Annotated in this window: 16 protein-coding genes; 3 read left to right on the top strand and 13 right to left on the bottom strand. The window is 61.3% G+C overall.

All coding sequences use genetic code 11. The features are described 5' to 3' along the window. Positions 1–53: 53 nt before the first annotated feature. From VKV28_17365 to VKV28_17310, 12 genes are all read right to left on the bottom strand, one after another. The gene (locus tag VKV28_17365) at positions 54–743 is read right to left on the bottom strand and encodes a phospholipase D family protein (GenBank protein ID HLH78574.1); all 690 of its coding nucleotides are present in this window, start codon (positions 741–743) and stop codon (positions 54–56) included. A 61-nt stretch (positions 744–804) separates the two neighbouring features. Next, on the bottom strand, positions 805–1,398 hold the full coding sequence (locus tag VKV28_17360; GenBank protein HLH78573.1) for a hypothetical protein: 594 nt from the start codon (positions 1,396–1,398) through the stop codon (positions 805–807). After that, a complete protein-coding gene (locus VKV28_17355; GenBank protein HLH78572.1) occupies positions 1,398–3,257 on the bottom strand; it encodes a MotA/TolQ/ExbB proton channel family protein in 1,860 nt (619 codons plus the stop codon). The genes VKV28_17360 and VKV28_17355 overlap by 1 nt, the downstream gene beginning before the upstream one ends. A gap of 76 nt (positions 3,258–3,333) precedes the next feature. Further along, positions 3,334–4,575, bottom strand: coding sequence for a hypothetical protein (locus tag VKV28_17350; GenBank protein HLH78571.1), 1,242 nt, complete (start codon positions 4,573–4,575; stop codon positions 3,334–3,336). 238 nt (positions 4,576–4,813) lie between these two features. Next, a complete protein-coding gene (locus VKV28_17345; GenBank protein ID HLH78570.1) occupies positions 4,814–5,575 on the bottom strand; it encodes a hypothetical protein in 762 nt (253 codons plus the stop codon). A 9-nt stretch (positions 5,576–5,584) separates the two neighbouring features. Then, positions 5,585–8,854, bottom strand: a complete 3,270-nt coding sequence (locus tag VKV28_17340; GenBank protein HLH78569.1) for a hypothetical protein — start codon at positions 8,852–8,854, stop codon at positions 5,585–5,587. Then, positions 8,854–10,278 carry a hypothetical protein gene (locus VKV28_17335; protein ID HLH78568.1) on the bottom strand — a complete coding sequence of 475 codons (1,425 nt, stop codon included), beginning with the start codon at positions 10,276–10,278 and terminating at the stop codon, positions 8,854–8,856. The genes VKV28_17340 and VKV28_17335 overlap by 1 nt, the downstream gene beginning before the upstream one ends. Further along, positions 10,275–10,832: a hypothetical protein gene (locus VKV28_17330; GenBank protein ID HLH78567.1), complete on the bottom strand. Its 558-nt coding sequence runs from the start codon at positions 10,830–10,832 to the stop codon at positions 10,275–10,277. Before VKV28_17330 ends, VKV28_17335 begins: the two co-directional genes overlap by 4 nt. Positions 10,833–10,985: 153 nt before the next feature. Then, entirely contained in the window at positions 10,986–12,776 is a 1,791-nt protein-coding gene (locus VKV28_17325; GenBank protein HLH78566.1) for a PAS domain-containing protein, read from the bottom strand. A gap of 110 nt (positions 12,777–12,886) precedes the next feature. Further along, positions 12,887–13,924, bottom strand: a complete 1,038-nt coding sequence (locus VKV28_17320; GenBank protein ID HLH78565.1) for a cobalamin-independent methionine synthase II family protein — start codon at positions 13,922–13,924, stop codon at positions 12,887–12,889. Between the two features lie 42 nt (positions 13,925–13,966). Beyond that, on the bottom strand, positions 13,967–14,434 hold the full coding sequence (locus VKV28_17315; protein ID HLH78564.1) for a MaoC family dehydratase: 468 nt from the start codon (positions 14,432–14,434) through the stop codon (positions 13,967–13,969). An 82-nt stretch (positions 14,435–14,516) separates the two neighbouring features. After that, a complete protein-coding gene (locus VKV28_17310) occupies positions 14,517–14,957 on the bottom strand; it encodes a universal stress protein (GenBank protein ID HLH78563.1) in 441 nt (146 codons plus the stop codon). A gap of 241 nt (positions 14,958–15,198) precedes the next feature. On the opposite strand from VKV28_17310, the gene VKV28_17305 reads away from it, so the two are divergent. From VKV28_17305 to VKV28_17295, 3 genes are read left to right on the top strand one after another with little or no spacing between them, the layout of a single operon-like run. After that, positions 15,199–15,486, top strand: coding sequence for a hypothetical protein (locus VKV28_17305; protein HLH78562.1), 288 nt, complete (start codon positions 15,199–15,201; stop codon positions 15,484–15,486). Between the two features lie 60 nt (positions 15,487–15,546). Beyond that, positions 15,547–16,179: a DNA-3-methyladenine glycosylase gene (locus VKV28_17300; protein ID HLH78561.1), complete on the top strand. Its 633-nt coding sequence runs from the start codon at positions 15,547–15,549 to the stop codon at positions 16,177–16,179. A 37-nt stretch (positions 16,180–16,216) separates the two neighbouring features. After that, a complete protein-coding gene (locus tag VKV28_17295; protein ID HLH78560.1) occupies positions 16,217–17,089 on the top strand; it encodes a DUF1932 domain-containing protein in 873 nt (290 codons plus the stop codon). Positions 17,090–17,206: 117 nt separating this feature from the next. Here VKV28_17295 and VKV28_17290 read toward each other — a convergent pair whose 3' ends face one another. Next, entirely contained in the window at positions 17,207–18,574 is a 1,368-nt protein-coding gene (locus VKV28_17290; protein HLH78559.1) for a sigma-54 dependent transcriptional regulator, read from the bottom strand. Positions 18,575–18,688 lie beyond the last annotated feature (114 nt).

The following is an 18,688-nucleotide window of genomic DNA, read 5'->3' as shown; positions in this document are numbered from 1 at the left end:
TGTTAGCGCATCGCTCGGCCCATTTCGTCCCCCGTGAGGGCAGGCCATCAGGGCTAGTCCGGCGGACAGTTTCGCGCCGCGCGATATCCCGCTGCTTGCGCCGCTTGGGCAGTGGGAAAGCTAACCCGATTGGAGGGTGCAATTTTGTCGTAGTAAGGGCATCCCGGCCACTGATAAATCATCGTTCGGCGATTACCTCGCACGGCCCCAGGCGTCTTGCTTGCATCAAGTTGAGGCAGTGCGCCAACAGCGGTTAGGGGGCGCGAGCGAGAAGCGCGCATGTTCCAATCGTTGGTGTACTGCGCGGCGAGCTGCGGATTGTGGATTACAAGCAACGTCTCGGCATTGCGATGCTCGGCCGACCAGGTGTAATTGAAGCTCCCGGTCAACACTGTCTGCCCGTCGATCACCATGTTTTTGTCGTGCATAAGTCCGGGTACGGTGTCCACCATGATCGGGATTCCAGCGGAGATGAGCCGGCCAACCGCGGGCGATTCGCTGGAGTCTCCGACCAGCTGGCTTCTATCCAGAATCACGCGCACGTCGACCCTGCGCTGTTTGGCCGCGGCCAGCGCTGCGACTATTGGCTGCGAAGTTAGGGCATATATCTGGACTCTGATCGAGTGGGAAGCCGCCTGGATGGCATTGACGATGGCGGTTAGCGGATCGCATCCGTTGGGCAGAGGCGGGGAAAAGCATGCCTGAACCTGCCCCATGGCGATTCGGGTCGTGACTGCGACCAAGAATGTCACCAGGTAGAAATAGAGAAACGGGCGCGGCCGATTAATAGCGGGTACTCCTCGTCTACTTGGGGAACAGCGCGGCGCAGCGCTGACCGCTCAACTCTCCGACATAGAATAACCGCTGGAGCGCTTGGCGCCCAGTATTGGCATCGGGTACGCTCAGGCCGGAGTTGTAACAGACTCCGACGGTGTGCCTGCACTTGCCCTTATCGGCTGCGTCTAACTGCTGTCTGAACCTCACGCTGATTTGCTCCAAGGAGTACGCCTGGCCGTCGATTTCGAAACGATCGCCGCCTTGGATTTCAGCGTCAAACAGCGGTCCTGTAGCTAACCCGGTGTATTTGCAGGTAGGGAGCGCGGGCGAGTGAAGGCCTTTCAACTGATCGATCTGCTGTTGCAGGTCGGCGACGCGTTTTTTGAGATCCGCGTCAGCCATTGCGAGCTGCTCTAGACGAACCTTAAGTTCTTGGTACTCACGCTGGAAAGCTAAGAAATCCAGCGCGGGCGGGGTCGGTGCGATGTGGGGATGGGGCGATGCGTTGGTGGGCGCTCGCGGCAGAGTAATGAGTATCACTACCACCAAGAAGCCGATAAAGACGTCGGCTACCACGACCCAGATTTCGCCGGCGCCATCCACTGGTCTTCGCCGCACCATCAGTGACGCCCCATCCAGCGGCTGAAAAATCCGCCACGCTTATCTTGTGTGCCTTTGCGCTCGCCATCCCCGTGCGATGTCATTTTGGAGGTATGCACGGGGTGCGGCAGAGCTGCTTCGGGGCTCGCAGGGGGCAATGGTATGGCGGCGGGCAGGCCAGAGTCTGCCTGCGACACCTCGTTTGGGGGCGCGGGCTTGGCAGCCCTCTCGGAGGCCGCGGAAATTAGCTCTGTGGGCGCACCGTCCGAGGTTGGTTTGATGCCTTCTTTAGGTTGCCGCTCACCGTCCGCGTCCGAACGATCGGGCAACCCGCCCGGAGATGGTTCGGCCTGCTGGCCTGCATCCCGCGAAGCCGAAGCGGCCGAGGCTAGCTGAAGCGCGGGGCGATCATGCGGTGTCGCTTGTTGTTCGTACGCGATCGGATCGACGGCCAAGGGTGAGTTCGTCGGCGGCCGTGCAGCCTCTAAAATTTGCTGCATTTTTGTATCCAGGCGATTAACCGCCTCCGCGGCGGTGCGACCCACGCTCGAAATTTCGGCACGCACGAGAGCCGAGAATTCATGCCCAATTTGGCTAACGCTCTCGGCGGCACTTTTGAGATGCTCCCGGGCCTCGCCCAGCGCTTCGGGCAGGCCGGTCAGTTGTCTGGCAATCGGTTGCATCAGGAGCTGCTGAGCCGACGTCCAGCGCTCCAAGTGCTCCTGCAGCGACTTAACGATCCTGTCCTGGGTCTCGCCCGCGCTCGTGGCTAGCTTGGCGGCTGCCAGGTTCATTTCGTGGGCGTTGTCGGCCATTTCGGCCAACGCCTTCTCGGTTGACGCGACGACGTCAGCCAGTCGCTCCACTGCTCGCCTCGCTTCCTGAGAGACGCCGGCCTCTTCATTCATGCGGCTGTGAACCAAGCCGGCGAGTTGTTCGAAATTTTCCGCGATTCGCGCCAAGGCGGCGTGTAGCTCCGTACCCTCGCGCTCGATCACGGCACGTCCTTCGGCAAGGGTCTGCCCCAGCGCCGCGGTCTGAGTGCGATTCGTTTCAATCACGGTCGCTAGTGACCCCAATTGCTGGCCGAAGCCGCCTGCTACCGTGTCCAGGTGCTGTGCTCCAGTGGCGAACTGCATCGACGACTCCACCATCGACTTGGCCGCCGTGCCCATCCCGCGCGCGCTGGCGGCCAACGCCTTCAAATCGCCGCTGGTTATCTCCACCGCGCGCAGAGCGTCGCTGATTTGTTGCACCGAGGTGGCTGCCGCGCCGACCTCATCCCTGAGCGCCCGTGCCGGCTCGGCCAGGGTCGAAACCCAAGCCTGAGCCACGGCATCGAGCCGTCGGGTAAGTTCGTCGAGGACCAGATCCTGAATCTTGGTCGGCGGCCGAGGGAGGAGCGGGAGTAGCGCAATGCGGCCAGCGTCTTCCACACATGCGGCCCAGCTAACCGTTGCGCTACGCAGCCACGGGAGGGCGACCAAGTAGATAAGCAGCGCGCTCAGGATGCCGGCGCCGGTGCCGATAAAAACCCCGCCCAGTTTGGCGTCAAGCTGATCCAGGGCGTGCCGGGTCAGGGCCGGGGCCAGGCTCATGAAGCCCAGGACGGTACCAAGCAGACCAAGCAGGACGGCGACGGATATCAATGCCCGCAGGAAACCCTCCCACTGCTCCTCTCGGGCCATCAGCTGATCGAGCGCCGCGCGCCAGACCTCCTGTGGCTCGCTTCCGGTTGCCGAACGGCTGCGCTCCAGGTATTCCATCAGGCGGCGAAAACCTTGTGGTTTGGTGATAGTAGCCAGGGTCTCCCACTCTGCTTTGCTGCGCGCCAATCGCCGGCTGGCGGCGCCCAGATATAGCGCGCGAAGCGCCGCCAAAAGGAATCCCGCTACCCCAACCGCAAGTGCTAGCAGCGCAGCAAGTTGCGTAGGTCCTGGCGCGGCCAGCGTTTGGCTAGTGATGGAGCCCAAAGCCGCCGCCGCTATCCTTAACGTAATCCAGGCGCAGAAGAGGCTCGCGTACGACCTCGTCCTGGGATGTACGCACGAGCTGTTCCTGCAACAGCCCGAGGAACGAGCTGAAATTGACTGTCCCGGCAAGGCTCTTGGGGTCGTCGTCGGTATCGGAGGACCAGGACTCCCGCGGCTTGGCGGTTGCGGGGCGCACGTGCCAGGAAGCATCCAAAACAACGCTGCGGGAATAGCGTTGCTCTGCCAAGGCGTTGCGATATTTGAGCCGAAACTCTGCGTAGGTCCCAGTCTGACCGGCCTCGCTGGCCGGGAATTTAACTATGGCATCGACGTCGGGCAGTTCGGGCGTGACCGTTTCGTCGGCCAGTAGCAGCGGAGTTAGGCCAGCGGACCCCGAGGTAACGACGGTTACGGGCAGCGCGACACCGAACCGTGGATCGAGCTTCCTGCGCAAGAACCGCGACGCGGTTGGCTGGAGCACCTGCAGATTCGGCGGGTTTTCCTGGTCACCGATGCTCGCCCATTTGTCGCCGTCGGCGAAGCCCGGCAACTCGACGATGTTCGTCGGCTTGAGCGGAGCAACGGTCCATCGCGTCCATGCGCCGGGAGCGGCCTCCAGCGCGATCGCTTCCAGATGCTGGGTTTTTGCGTACTGAAGAAGTTCCTGCGCCAAGCCGCGGCCGGTGGCGACCGAGGGCGACCCAATCCAGATTTGTAGCGGATGGGGTGGGAAGGAGCCGCGCAGTACTTGCCCCCTGCGAGAGTTAGGTCCCGGCTCCTCGACGTAGTAAGGACCCTGGTACGGCATTCGTATCGAGACAATCCAGAACCCGTTGCCGTGTCCAACGTAGCTGGTGATGGCTTGGGATAAGCAGACAGCGTCAAAGCCCGAGGCGCAGGCCTGGTCCGAATTGCCCCCTTCAACGACGCGCTGCGCTTCACCGATCGAGACTATCCCGTCAGTGATTACCGCGATGGTGCCATGGTTCCATTGAGCGGCGTCTGTGATCGCGGCCGGCAGATTGGTCTCCGCACCGTTGTAAAAATTTGGATTGGCGAAATGAGTCAGTTGGGCCTGCGGACCGTAATCGGTCAGCTTTCTCGCCACGCCAACGACGGCGAATTCGTAAATACCTACTTGCGCGAGAATCCCTTTGAGCTGCTCCAGCAAGCGATAGTAAAGTCTCCCGCGATCGGTGGCGAAACCGCGTACGCTTTTGGACATGTCGATATACACGCGTGCGGAATCGCTAGAATGAGTAAGCTGCCAAGGAGGAAGTATGGGGGCATTCGTCACTTGTATTGGCTCAATTCGCTCCGCCACAGTGGGGGCAGTAGTGCCGGCGCTGGAAGGTCCCGACGCGCTGGCAAGCTCGCTCCGGCGTTGGCAGCACAAAAACAGTTGGGCCAGCAGCAGTGCCAGGCAGGTGACGATAGAGCGCCCAGTTTGCCAGTGATCCAAATTACGCCGGTTCACGACGAAGCAACCCCTTTTTGGACACGCGCCATTCGCCGTCGGGCAGCTCTCGGTGCGCGCGCGCGAGGACCGATACGTCACGCAAGGTCAGCGGCGTGGTGCCATCGCATCCTTGGCATTCGTACCACGGCGCGAGGGCCACGGGCCCGATGACCGTTGCCAAGGTCGGCACCACGACGCCGTCACCGCAGCCGGGAAGGCTAACAGCTATCAATAACCATTTGTCCTCCGCGGTCACCAGAGGTTGGATCCGCAAGCCTTCGGCTTCCAGCCGCCGCAGACCTTGGATGGTCGATTCAGCGGCTTGCCATCCGCCGTCGGCCAGTGAGCTGAGTAGCTCGCGGCTTCGGCGCTCCGGGTAGTCAGGGTCAAGCGAGGGCGAGGCAGCGGGCGTGTCGCTCGTCGCAGGTGCGCGGGAGGTATTCAACGAATTGCCCTGCCTTGCGCGCGCTTCCGCGGCGGCGGCGATTCGCTCCAATGGGCCTGCGATCAGCCCAACTTGAGCATGTAACTGCTGCGTCATCGAAATCGCTGTGCTCACACCCTTTGCGTGCTCATTCAGGGCGCGTACAATCTCCTGCCCAATCCGCTGATAAATTTCCGCGACATCGATCGTGGGCGGTCCGGTGTAGGGTATGGCGCGCTTGCGCCGAGCACGGCTCTCCAGTATCAACCGGGTGCAAAAACCAGCGGACGCCGACAGCGTTGCGACTAACGCGATCAGGACCCATACGGTTGCGTCGGCCATCGCGCCCGCTCACAACTCTTGGCGCGACCAAAGCGGGCGCCAGACGTAGGACAGGAAATCTGCCAGCGGGCTGGTGACAGGCGCTTTCCCGGCGGGCCACCTTTGATTGAACGTGTTTTCTCCGCGCAGCGTTATATGGCGCCGAGCCGAACGTGTCGTTGAGGGATCGCCGGATTGGCAGACTTGATCTTCGCGTCCTTGGGGCAAGCGCGGGGATTGGAGCAGGTGCCGCTTAACCATCGGTAGCAGATCCACAGGAACTTGCTCCCATAATTCCTCCAATAAGCGTGCGTAGCCGGGATCCCCGGCTCCCTGAGGCCGCATCTCCGCGGTTACTTCGCTGAGCGGGAGGGTTGGAGACAACTCATGCCCATGGGCGTCCTGAAAGGCCATGCCGAGAAATGCCTTGTGAGGTCTGGGGCTTAAAGCCCATACGTTCGCCGTTGTGAGCGACGCTGCCTCCCTAGGATCCAGGCGTCTTGCCCCCAGCGCGACGGCAGTTTTGCGCAAGTGCGGTGGGGTTTGTTGGAAGGTGACTGCGGGTTGTTTAGCGCCAGCTTTCTCTCCCGCCATCTGCGCGACCGAGAGCCAGCGGTTGTCTCCGTTTATTTGCCGATCTTCGTGAAAGTCTAGAAGCTCCCATCCCTGTCCGAGCAGCTTGATGCTGACCCCAATTCCTGTCTTACGCTCATCAATGTACCGCGCGATACATCCTTGCAGGAGACGCAGGACGTACAACTGCATGCCCGCAATGAGGGCGCTCCACCTGATTGCGAGGTCTGCCTCCCTGAGCGCCCTGTCCGCTTCCGACAGTGTCGCGCCTTTGCTGCGCAGCCACGCGCGGAAGCCATTGATGCCGCCTTTTTGAAGCTCAACCTCCATCTCTTCGATGAGCAACTCAGAAGCCCTATCGTCGCCGCCAAGCCTATCGTCATTGCCGGGATTTAATCTGTAAGCCACGATCACAGCGTGGAGAAAATCGCGCGCGCCGTATTCAAGCGAGTCAGCGGCGAGTACCTTTCCGCGATCAGCGCCGGCCGCGGCGCCGCCCAACACCGCCACATCCAGCGTCCCTCCGCCGAGATCCAGCGTGACTTCGTGGGTAACATTGGCCTCTTGCAGCATGGCGGCGGCAGCTTGCGACTCGCTGAAGAAATGGGTTTCCGGGCGCCTGGCAACGCCGGTGGTCTTCGCTAGACGGTCGAGCGCATCATTTACGATTTCTTTGTAATCGAAGGCCTTATTGCCCTGCGCTTGCTCAAAGGCCAGGGGATAGGTAAGCCGCAGCGACCATGAACCGGCCTGCCGCGATTTTAGCGCCCAAAGGGCCGGAGTCAGAAGCTGCTCTACAAGCTTACCAACTAGTTCGCGAACGGCCGGATTACCCCAATCACGCCATTTAAGCCCAGCCGAAACGGTAGCTGTCGACATCCGCATCAAGGTGAGGCCAACTTCGCGAGGAGGAATAAAGACGCAATCGGATCGATCCAGCTTCGCTAACAGCGATGGCACATAATCGCGCACCGGCTCAGTTGGATACCACTGAAGGAGCGCGACGCCGCTGCGCTGGAACTCTCCGATGGCGCCTTCGCTGAAGGCTACTCGCGAGGCGGCCTCGGCTATCTGGCTCGGCTGCAGACCCGAGCGAAAGAATTGCTCAGGCTCGTCGTCGATCTGCCATAGAACAGCCGAGCTGCTGGTGCCGAAATCGAGCGATACCCTGGCATGGCCCGCGGATGCGCTGGTGACTTCCTCACGCCTGACAACCATCAGGCCCATGGGACGAAAGCCCCTCGCGGCGTGCTGCCCCAGTTCTATGTACTCGCAGCGGCCTTCGCTCCGATAGAGGCGGAAGCGCGAGCACTCATCTGAGATGGAGTACCGACCATTATTACCAGAAGCCACTATCCGGTAACGGGCCGCGTCGTCTTGCACGGCGGTGGCTACGTAATCAACAAGCCAGCCTGGCGCTGCCTTTGGCGGCCAGACCAGGATCGTCGGCCGATCCCACAACTGCGACGGGGCCCGTGAGGGGAAGGGCCGCTCGAAGTCGCCTCGTCCGTGGAGGCTGAATTGCCATTTTCGCCGATTGCGGTCCGCATTGCCGGACGCAATCAGGCTTGCGTATTCCGCCCGTACGGGAATATCTGCAGGATACGGATCCTCGCCGTCGCGGCGTGCCACCCATGCAACCTGCTCTGGCGGCAACAGCACATCGTCGTCTGCGACCAACCTGCCCTTAATAGTGACCGTCACGAGGTTGAAGAAATGCTGAATCTCCTGATATTGCAGGTCGATCCGGCTCGACCCAGTGCGTTGCCTGGGCCAAACTTCCGGTTGGTTCCAAATGTACAACTCGCCGCCAGCCAGGTGACACCCCAGATCATTCAGAGTTACGGGACTGCCGGCACCGTTGTTCAAGCGGACTGCTTCGCGGTGCCTGGGACAGGTTAGCTCCGTAGAATTAGCGGTGAGCGTTTGTTCCCCTCTGTGGTTGGTCCAGGAGTCGTTGTCGCGCGCACAGCTGGAGCAATTCCAAAGCTGCGCGTCGACCCAGGTGGCGAAGTGCAGCGGTCCGCTATCCCGCCGCAGGCTAGCCCGCAGTTCGTGGATCGGTAGAGGGTTGTCGGTTGATCGGAGCGATTCTGTCCAATGCTCCAACGCCCTTGCCCAAGCGGAGCCCGGGCCGGCCTGTACTAGTCGGCCGAGATAGACCCTCAAGGTGGCCGCAAGGCGCGGGTCGTCAGGCTCGCCGTCCGCGGTCACGAGTGAAGTCGCACTCCCTGGACCGAACCGGGCGAGCAACGCGGCGCGCAGGTCCTTAGGCTCAACTTGAGCGCTGGGGAAGAATAGACAGTCGCTGGCGCTAAGGGCGACGGGAACTCCGTCTTTGAGGTCGCCCACTCCTTCCGCGACCCAGATTATGAGGTCATCGTCGCCGTCGTTAGTTAGAACGCGGGCCAGACGCTGGAAACCTGAGCTGCCGGGCCGCAGCTCCACGACCTGTGGCCTTAGGGCGCCTAAAAACTGAAGCAGCAACAAAGTTCGTAGAAGCTGCTCGGCCTCCCTACCTTCCGGAGTGTTGAGGTTTTCCAGGCGCCAGAGCATCAGCCGCTTGCGAGCCCATGGCGACGGAATGCCCTCGGCGAGCAAGCGTTCCTGAGGCGCCAAGATTTTGTCTACCTCGAGCTGGGCTACTTGGAAAATTTCCGCATCGCCCGGCAGCTTCTGCCCGCCGCTGGGCCAATCGCCCGTGGGAAGGAGTACCATCCGAGCCATCACCGGCTCCGCTCGTTCAGCACGCGTGCGCTTTTACGCATAGCCGAATAGCATTCGGCAGCGGCAGTTTCTGCCGAAAGATTTGTGAGTAGCGGCCGTTGCCGCAAAAGCCGCGCCGCAAGGTTGTGCCCGGCCGCCGGAAGGTCAAGCCGAGCCGCCGCTCCACCTGGGTCTGGTATTTGGCCGTCGAGCGCAAACGGCGTCCCCGGTGAACTGGGGCGCGATCCGCCGCAGCTCTCGTTAAGCCACTCCAAAAGCTGCCAGTCGGCTTTCCCTAGCGTGGTCAGCGTCTTCTGAAACTGTGCTCGCGAGCTGCCAAGGATCTTAGCCAGCGCCCAAATCTCTCGCGGCAGCGCTACGTCGTCCGGATAGTCCAACTGTTGCGCGACAACTCCGGCCGCCTGAGCCGCGGCAGTGGTGACATCTACCGCTTTATGCAATGGCAGCGGTTCGCCGCGGCCGTCGCGCGAACGCTCAAGAGAGAATTCGACGGTACTAAGGGCATTGCAGTGCTCATTGACCGCGAACGCATACATGCCCTGGGCGGAGCTCTTCTCGAGTAGCTGGCTAGGCGCCAGCGCCTCGGCCGCCAGCCAACCGGCCATGACGTTGAGGTAGTGACGCCCCTCCCGCTGCTTGTTGGCCCCATCACTTTTCCGTTGAATTTCTTTCGGTAGGCCTAAGAGCAATACTCGATCGACTAGGCTGGCAATTTCGCTGAAGTAGTATCGCACGAGACAGCTCGAATTGCCGTTCATTCCCGCCAGGTCGATGTCGCTCTCTTTGCGCTCGACGATTTGAAACCACGGCGTTTCGACCAGTAAAGAGAGGACGATTTGACCTCGGCGTTCCGGTGCTAATTGCTGCCGCCATTTGGACAGGTGCTCAACCAGGACCGGTATCACACCAGGACCGGTGCCCCCTCCAGTCCCTCCGGCAACGACTATGTAATGCTTCTCATTGATGCTCTCCGTGGCTTCGTCGATCTGCTGGAAGATACTTTTATCGAGCTTGCCACAGGCGATCGCATCGCCGAAGGCGATCGCACCTACGGTTGGCGCGCCATGAAAGCCGTCAATAATCGAAGTGCTCTGTTGCTTTTTGTCCAGCAGAGCGTCGAGCACAAGTCTTGTGCGGCCATCAAGGCCGCCATATGGGCTGAAAAGGTCAACGACGGTATGCCTAACCTGGTCGCGGTCGTAGGGGTCTACGAAACTTACGGGCTCCGCCAGGCCGCAGCGCTTGAACAGGGCGTTGAGTTCGTGCAACGAGTCAGAGCGCGTCGGCTGCTCAGGGTAGCCCATAGTGTCGGAGTCCACCACGAACGTACGGGGCGCGGACAAATCGGCGATGCGGCACAGTCGCAGGCAAGCCAGTGCGATTTCCTGACCGCTGCCGCCCGCCGCGATTAGAACCCGGCTCATAGCGAAGCTGGTCTCACGAAAGCGTTGAGTCTGTGCTTGCGCCAAAAGGAAAACGCCAGTGAAAATATGAAGGCAAGCACGAGGGCAGGGATGGCCGCTTCCAACCATGGTGGCGCGCCGCAAGGTGGCCCGAAGCGTGGCATTACCAATACGCTCAACGTGCTGCCGCCCATCGAGAATGCCGAAGCCAAGCTTTTCCGCAACAGGTCTTTGCCCAGAAGGATCTGCCGCTGCAGCGCAACCCAATACAGCATGATGCCGCCGGTGGCCGCCCACATAACCGCGGCCAGCAAGCCTAGCTCCTGTAGAAGTGAGTAGATCTCGCCAGCGTAAGCAGGACTACACTGCACGTCAGGTGGACAGTTCCACGAGAACAAAAGAGCTGGAAGCACTAACGCGGCAAGAGCCGCCATCACGAACGCAACCACTGATGCGTAGCTCGATTCGTAACTGAACAAAGAGCTCCCCCCGTCCGGGTCGAAAGGTCTTTCCAGGCTCTTGCCTAATTTGCTTTGAAGTAACACATTGGGTTCTTCCTGCGCAAGCACGTGCAAACGACGCTCCTCGCTGCACAATCGCGCTCTTACTTTTTATTGGCGGCAAGAAGGCGTCGTGCCGCCGCGAGCGGCAACGCGGAGAAATAACACCGCTACCAGAAGACCGCGGAAGGGTAACATACCGCGCAAAGATGGTGCGGGTGAGAGCGCTCAGGCGTTGGATAGGGTGAAGTAGAAAGTCGCGCCCTGATCGGGGGCGGCTTCGGCCCATACCCGACCGCCATGGCGGTTGATGATGCGATGGACCGTGGTCAGGCCGATGCCGGTGCCTTCAAAATCATGCGAGGAGTGCAGACGCTGGAAAGGAGCGAAGAGCTTGTCGGCATAGGCCATGTCGAATCCCGCGCCGTTGTCGCGCACATAGTAGACTGGCGGCGTCAGGTGGGGTTGAACTCCCAGCTCGATGCGGGCGCGCTCACGTTTGGCGGTGAATTTGAAGGCATTGCCCAGCAGATTACCGAGCAGCATCGCGCACAGGCGTGGGTCGGCATGCTCGGGCAGGGATGGCGGAGCCACGAATTCCACCTGCCGCTGGGGCGCGCTGGCGCAGAGTTGAGCTAGGGTTTCGCGGGCCAACTGCGCAAGGTCCACCGATTCGCGATTCAATTCCTTGTGGGTGACCCCGGAGAGAGTCAGGAGATCCTCGATGGTGCCCGCCATATTACGTACTGCTTCGCTGATGTGGGTCAAATGGCTCTGCCCGCGGGCGTCCAATTTCGCGCCAAATTCCTTGCCTAGAACGCGGCTGAAACCTTCGATAATGTGCAGCGGACCGCGCAGGTCATGGGCGACCGCGTAACTGAACGCCTCCAGTTCGCGGTTGGCTTGCTCGGTCGCCTTCATTTCCTCGCTCACGCGCTGAGCTTGCTTCTGTTCGGTAATGTCGAGCACGCTGCCGGCGCCGTACACAATTCGACCCTGCTCGTCTTTGACCGCGATGGTGGTAATCAAGGCTGGGAACGTACTGCCATCCTTGCGCAGACGAAGAGCCTCAAAGCGATTGCGTCCGACTTCAAAGGTGCGCTGGATCTGCCGCCAGGCGTATTCGCGATCCTGCGGTGCGTACAGATCGATAATGGGTACCCCTTCCAGCTCAGCCTCGCTGTAGCCGTGCATCTGGGCGTAGGCCGGATTGACCTTCTCGTTGACCGACCCGTGCGGTCCGGTGATCGCCATCCCCCACTGCGCATTGCGAAACAGATCTTCGAGTTGGCGCAACTTAACTTCTGCTTGCTTGCGCTCAGTGATATCGGTGGAGACCCCGCCTACTGCGTAGATAGTGCCGTCCTGATCGCGCAGCGGAAACTTCAGCGAGATGAAGGTACGCGGGCCCTCGGCGCTGGGAATGATTTCTTCCACCTCCAAAGGTTGCCCGCTGGACCACACCTTGCGATCGTTGTCTAACAGAGACTGTGCGACCTCGCCCGGGTAATTGTCAAAGAGCGTTCGCCCTAGGCGCCGCTGGCGTTCCTCCTGTGGCACCAAGCCGCGCTGGCCGTTGACGAACAACACCCGTCCCTGGCGGTCCTTGACGTAAATCACCGCGGTGCTGGCGTCCAGCAGCGCTAACATCAGCCGATTACTGCGCTCTAGCTCTTCGTTGTGAGCCCTGAGCCGGGCCACTTCGGCTTCCAGCTCGGCCTCGCGGCGACTGACCGTGGAGGCCTCGGTGCGCTTGGCGCCGGGCGTGCCGCGTAAAGCGTCCAGCGCTTCAGCCAAAAAGCGCGCCGCTGGCGGGTTGGAGACAGCGATTTGTCCGCGCGCCAGCTCTTTGAGCGCCTGGCTATGAATCGCGGCCAAATCGTCGGCGTTCAAACCCTGTTCCGACGCCAGCGCGCCAATCTGGCGAGCGCCCGCCAGGGCTTTAGAGCCGTGTTCGCTCAGGTAGCCCGCCAGCGCCTCGGCGTAGCTTTGCGCCAATGCTTTCAGGAGCTGCGCCATTCCTGACCGATACGACAATCGGGAGAGTTAAACGATCGCCTTTGTGTCATTCAGTCCTGTTCAAATCAATTCTTCAAGGGTTTTTAGCCAATTGGAGCCTTTAGGTCGAGTCAGCTGCGAGTACCCCGAACCATGGCCGCCCCTTCCACCATCGCTTTAATTTTGCCCAGCGCCACCGCCCGCGGCAGATATTTCATCCCGCAGTCTGGTGCGATCACCAGCCGCTCGGGGGCGACGTAGCGCAGCGCGGCTTCGATCCGCTTGGCCACGACAGCGGCGTGCTCCACGGTGGGGTCACGCAGGTCAATCACTCCTAGGATGATCGTTTTTGAGGGCAACTCGCGCAGCACCGTCAAGTCCAAATTCGATTGCGCTGCTTCGATCGAGACCTGCTTGACCGCCGTGGCCTCCAGTTCAGCCAGGAAGTTGTAATGGTTGGGCTTGCTGGGTGTGACGAAGGCATAGCCAAAGCAGATGTGCAGCGCGGTGGTCCCGCTGATTCCTTCAAGCGCGCGATTGACCACCTCGACCCCATACTGGCGGGCGTTTTGGTATCGCGCTTCCATCCAGGGCTCATCGAGCTGCACGACGTCGGCGCCAGCGGCAAAGAGCTCCTGTAGCTCGAGGTTAATGGCGGCGGCAAAATCTAGCGCCAACGTTCGCCGGTCGGGGTAATAGGCGTTTTCGGCTTGTTCCGACAGGGTGAAGGGACCGGGCAGAGTCACCTTGATCGGGTGGTCGGTGTGGGCGCGCAAGAAGCGCAAATCGCGGACCTCAACCGGTGCCAGGCGGCGGACGGGACCGCTAATCAAGGGGACCTCGATGGGTGGCCGACTGGCATCGCGCCCGATGACGTGACCGGGGCGGGAAGGATCGATACCGCTGAGCGCGTTGGCGAAACGATTGGAGTAGCTCTCCCGACGCAACTCGCCATCGGTCAGAATGTCCACGCCGGCGCGCTCCAATTCCAGGATAACGGCCAAGACAGCGTCGTCTTGGGCTTGCTCCAGCCAGGGCTCAGAAACACGCCACAACTGCGGCTTGCGGACCCGGGGCACGCCAGCGGCCAGTTGCTCGCGATCGATTAGCCAGTCGGGCTGCGGGTAGCTGCCAACCAGGCTCGTGGGTAAAAGCTGATGTGAGTTCAAGCTCGCTCCATTACAACGAAAAGATAGAACGCGTTTTGTGACCTAGCGAACGTAGAGAGTCAAGCCTTCGTAGATCAGCGCGGGTTTATCCTGGCCCACTACCGCGACTTCGGTTTCCTGCGTGATCATCGTGCCCTGCGGGCGCGGCTCGACCGCGATCAGACGGGAGCGGGCGTGAACTGAGGATCCCGCCGGTACCGGCGCGATGAAGCGCAGCCGATTGCCGCCGTAGTTGACCACGTTGCGATGGCCGACGATGCGCCAGGGTTGGCTGTTTCGCATCCCGGGCAGCAGGCTGAGGGTCAGGAAGCCATGTGCCACCGGCGTGCCGAACGGGCTCTCGCGCTTGGCGCGCTCGACTTCCACGTGAATCCATTGATGGTCGCCGGTGACGTCGGCGAATTGATTGATGCGCTCCTGGGTCACCTCGACCGCTTCGCTCCATGGCCCGAACTCTTGGCTAATTTTGGCCCGCAGCGCGTCGATGTCATCAAACTTGATGTTATCCATGGCATGACCTCCAGCCCACCTTCGTAGGCTGCGTAGCAGAAGTGGTTCGAGAATTAAGGCTCGCTCCAAACCCGGGCGGAAACTATTTCTGCGGCCAGGCTCGCTCACACAACGTAAGGACCGGGCAAGGCGCTTCGTGAATGATCCGATCGCACACGGGATTGGTAAGCAGGTGCAGCCACCCGGGGTTGGCATGGGTCGCCATCACGACCAGATCGATGCTCAGCTCGCGGCAAGCGTTGACCACCTCTTCGGCCGCGTCACCCACGCGCAGAACGATTTTATACTCGACCCCTTGCAAACGCTCATGGCCGATCTTTTCCAATTCGCGCTCAGCCACCCGTTCGTCATGCTGGGGGCGGGCCGGTGCCCCAACCACTAGCGGATCGGCTGGCGCCACCACGTGCATCATAAAGACCGTGCCCTGGTTGCGCTGCGCAATCTGGCCCGCGGTGGTCAGAGCGTTGAGGAAAGACTCGTGAAACTCGATCGGACAAAGGATATTGCGTGCCTCGAATACCATTAGAGTACCTCTTAATGAGCAATGCTCGCCATCGCCTGCGTTAGCGATTAAGCTGGCGGTTCATGCTCGATACCGTTAGTGGCAACCCCGATCGATAACCTATTTCCGGTAAGAATTACAAATCTGACAACTTTGGAATCTGATTGTTGCTGATTGCCAGGTTGAAAGTAATGGCACGCTCCTGGCTTTCGATCCAGGTCGGACGTTGGAGAAGGATGGGCAGGATGAAAAGGATAAGGCTATGTCGAAAGTAATTTTAGCACTGCTCGTGGCAAGCGCGTTGTTCGCCGTCGCCGGCGCGCAGGGATGTGCCTCCGGACAACAAACTCAGACCACGGTTACGCGTAGCACCTCGCTGCCCGCGGACAACGGTTACAACGTTGACCAGCCAGCGCCTGAAACTACCACGACCACCACGACCACCACCTCGCGGCCCGATAGTCTGCTGGGCGCAACCGCGCACGCGGTGGCAACCGCTATCGAGCTGCCCTTTCGCCTGGTGGGTGACGCCATCGGGCTGATTTTGTGAGCGCAACTTGCGCAGGTCCCGGCTCAAGGCGCAGGCTTAGGGAAATTACCGCCGGAGCTGATGACGGAAACTTCGTTGTCCACCACTGCGCTGGGTACGCTTGGGAATCGCTTGCCGCGGTCGTTCTATGCGCGACCGGTACTGGTGGTGGCCCGTCAATGCATCGGCCAAATTCTGGTCCGGCGCAGCGCCGAAGGCGAAACCGCAGGGCGAATCGTGGAGGCCGAAGCCTACCGCGGCCCGCGCGATCTGGCGGCCCATAGCGCGCGTGGCCGCACGCGGCGCACCGAGGCGATGTTCGGGCCGCCGGGTCACGCCTACCTCTTTTTGCTTTATGGCCGCAGCTGGGCAATAAACTTGGTGACCGGCCAAGAGAATCAGCCGCACGCAGTGCTAATTCGCGCGTTGGAGCCCGTCCGCGGGCTCGATTTGATGGCGCGGCGGCGGGGTCGGCCGGCTCACTCGCGCGAGCTCTGCAATGGTCCGGGCAAGCTGACCCAAGCCTTGGCTATCGACGGCCGCGATTACGGGCGCGACTTATGTGGCGATGAATTGTACCTGCAAGCTGGATGGCACGGCAAAATCGCCTGCTCGGCCCGCATCAATGTGGCCTATGCCGGCGCGTGGGCCGACAAGCCCTGGCGCTTTTACGAGGTTGGCAACCGCTGGGTTTCGGTCCCGCCGCGTACTTGAAGTCAATTTTTTCGGTCGGTACAGAGGGCAAGCGATAATGCAATCCTCCGATCAGGTAATCGCAGTAATCGGCAATGGTGAAATGGGCAGCGCGGTGGCGCAGGTGCTGGTGCGCGCGGGCGCGCGAGTGCTGACCTCGCTGCGCGGCCGCGGCGAGGCCAGCCGGGCACGCGCGCAGGCGGCGGGCGCGCACGCTATAGACGACGACTGGGAATTGGTCAGCCAGGCCGATGTGATGCTCTCGGTGGTACCGCCAGGGCAGGCCAGGGCGGTAGCCGAGCGCTTTGTGGGGCCGCTCAGGCGCAAAGGCGCACCGACCCTGTATGCCGATTGCAATGCGATTGCACCCGCCAGCGCCCGTGCGATCGGCGAGCTGGTGACGGGCAGCGGGGCGAGCTTTGTCGATGCCTCGATTATCGGGCCGCCGCGGTTCGATCGCGCGCATCGAGGCTATGCCCGGATTTTTGCCAGCGGCGATGGCGTCGGCCAACTTGCCGCGCTGGGCGCGCGCTACGGCGTTGATGTTGTCGCGATGGAGGGTCCGCCAGGTGCGGCTTCGGCCATCAAGATGTGTTACGCCGGCCTGACTAAAGGATTGACCGCGTTGGGGGCGGCGGTGAGCGTAGCCGCGGCGCGCTATCAGGTGGAAGGGATGCTCGAGGCGGAACTGGAGCGCAGCGCCCAAGGCATCCTGCACCATCTACAAAGCACGATCCCGGCGGTGCCGCGCAAGGCTTACCGCTTCGTGGCCGAGATGGAAGAGATCGCCCAGACTATGGAACAGGCGCACACCGGGGCGACGATTTATGACGGCATGGCGCAGTTGTACGAGTTCGTCGCGCGCGCTTCAAGCGATCCGAAAGCCGCCAAGCTCGTCGAGCTGCTCCAGACATTTTTACGCCAATCTTGACCTGCGCGAGTCCAACGCTGGTTCGCTGGCTATCCAACCAGTAAAGGACTCAGCGGCAGGGTGGGCGGCGCAGTGGTTGAGCGGCCTAACAAGCGTTCTCAAGCCAATCTCGAGCTTTCAGGCTTGAGCCGCGTCGGCTTGCATCCCGAGCCGCCGCATCAGGCGATAGAGCGTGGTGCGGTCAATTCCCAGCGCGCGCGCCGCCTCGGCGCGGCTACCGCGGGCGGCCTTGAGGGCGTCGTTGATTCGGCTGACGGTAGCCTGATCCAGATGTTCCTGAAGGGTCAACCCGCTCCAGTCGCCCTGTATGGATGGTGGGCGTTCGGATTCCAGCATCAAGTCGGCGGGAGTGATTTCGTTGCCATGGGCCAAGACGACGGCCCGCTCGACCACGTTTTCCAGCTCACGAATATTGCCGCGCCAGCGATGAGAGAGCAGGGCCTGGGCGGCGTCGGGCGTGAAGCTTAGATGGCGTCCCTCGGTATCGGCATAGTGACGCAGAAAGTGATTAGCGATCGGCAGGATATCCGCGGTACGCTCGCGCAGTGGCGCCAGCGTGATCGGGATGACATTTAGGCGGAAGAACAGATCCTCGCGGAAATCGCCCGCCGCGACTTCCTGCTGCAGCACCCGGTTGGTGGCAGCGACCACCCGCACGTTCAGCTTGCGTGGTTTGGTCCCGCCCACCCGCAAGACCTCGCCCTCCTGCAGCACCCGCAACAGCTTGGCTTGAAAATCCAGGCTGATTTCGCCGATCTCGTCCAGAAACAAAGTTCCGCCCGTGGCCCGCTCGAAGCATCCGGCATGCTCGCCGGCCGCGCCGGTAAAGGCGCCTTTTTCATGGCCGAATAGCTCGCTCTCCAGCACTCCCGGGGCGAAAGCCTTGCAATTGACGGCAACAAACGGCTTGCCGACTCGATCGCTCCAATAGTGGAGCAGGCGTGCCACCAACTCCTTGCCGGTCCCGCTTTCGCCCTGAATCAACACGGTCGAGCGGCTGCGCGCCACCCGTCGTACCATTGTCAAAACGGTTTTGCTGTGTTCGCTTTCGGCGACAAAGGAATCCGGTGTGTAACGGCTCGCCACCTCGCTGCGCAAGTAGCGGTTCTCGCGCTCCAGCTCGGTCATTTTGAGCGCGCGCCCGACGGTGGCGCTCAGTTCTTCGCCGTTCACCGGCTTGGTGACGTAATCGAATGCCCCCTCGCGCATCGCTGCCACCGCTGAGGAGATGCTGCTAAAGCCGGTCAGTAGGATAACCGGCAGCCAGGGATCTTGGCGACGGATTTCGCGCAGCAATTCAAGGCCGTCCATCCCGGGCATCTTCAAGTCGCTTATGACGACGTCCGTGCCGCGCTCGCCCAGGGCCTCCAGCGCCGCTTTGGCGCTATTGCAGTGTTCGGTTTCCAGGCCCGCTTCGGCCAGCACGATCTCAGTTAACCGCGCGCTGGCCTCTTCGTCGTCGACAATCAGAATTCTTCCCGTCATGACCGGCTTGAAAAACTATGCAAGTCAGGGATTGAATAGCATAACCGATGAAATCCTAACAATATGTCGGTTTCTGCCAACAAAAAGTGTTTGGAGGTCGAGGTCCAGCCTGAT

The organism is Candidatus Binataceae bacterium (assembly GCA_035294265.1).
Classification (GTDB): domain Bacteria; phylum Desulfobacterota; class Binatia; order Binatales; family Binataceae; genus DATGLK01.
Note: the sequence above shows the minus strand (reverse complement) of the source record. Positions and strands in the feature narration are given on the sequence as shown.

Bases quoted from the DNA above. Each gene is read 5' to 3' on its own strand.
- VKV28_17360 (HLH78573.1), bottom strand. From the start codon at position 1,398: ATGGTGCGGCGAAGACCAGTGGATGGCGCCGGCGAAATCTGGGTCGTG.
- VKV28_17350 (HLH78571.1), bottom strand. From the start codon at position 4,575: ATGTCCAAAAGCGTACGCGGTTTCGCCACCGATCGCGGGAGACTTTAC.
- VKV28_17345 (HLH78570.1), bottom strand. From the start codon at position 5,575: ATGGCCGACGCAACCGTATGGGTCCTGATCGCGTTAGTCGCAACGCTG.
- VKV28_17340 (HLH78569.1), bottom strand. From the start codon at position 8,854: ATGGCTCGGATGGTACTCCTTCCCACGGGCGATTGGCCCAGCGGCGGG.
- VKV28_17335 (HLH78568.1), bottom strand. From the start codon at position 10,278: ATGAGCCGGGTTCTAATCGCGGCGGGCGGCAGCGGTCAGGAAATCGCA.
- VKV28_17325 (HLH78566.1), bottom strand. From the start codon at position 12,776: ATGGCGCAGCTCCTGAAAGCATTGGCGCAAAGCTACGCCGAGGCGCTG.
- VKV28_17315 (HLH78564.1), bottom strand. From the start codon at position 14,434: ATGGATAACATCAAGTTTGATGACATCGACGCGCTGCGGGCCAAAATT.
- VKV28_17310 (HLH78563.1), bottom strand. From the start codon at position 14,957: ATGGTATTCGAGGCACGCAATATCCTTTGTCCGATCGAGTTTCACGAG.
- VKV28_17305 (HLH78562.1), top strand. From the start codon at position 15,199: ATGTCGAAAGTAATTTTAGCACTGCTCGTGGCAAGCGCGTTGTTCGCC.
- VKV28_17300 (HLH78561.1), top strand. From the start codon at position 15,547: ATGACGGAAACTTCGTTGTCCACCACTGCGCTGGGTACGCTTGGGAAT.
- VKV28_17295 (HLH78560.1), top strand. From the start codon at position 16,217: ATGCAATCCTCCGATCAGGTAATCGCAGTAATCGGCAATGGTGAAATG.
- VKV28_17290 (HLH78559.1), bottom strand. From the start codon at position 18,574: ATGACGGGAAGAATTCTGATTGTCGACGACGAAGAGGCCAGCGCGCGG.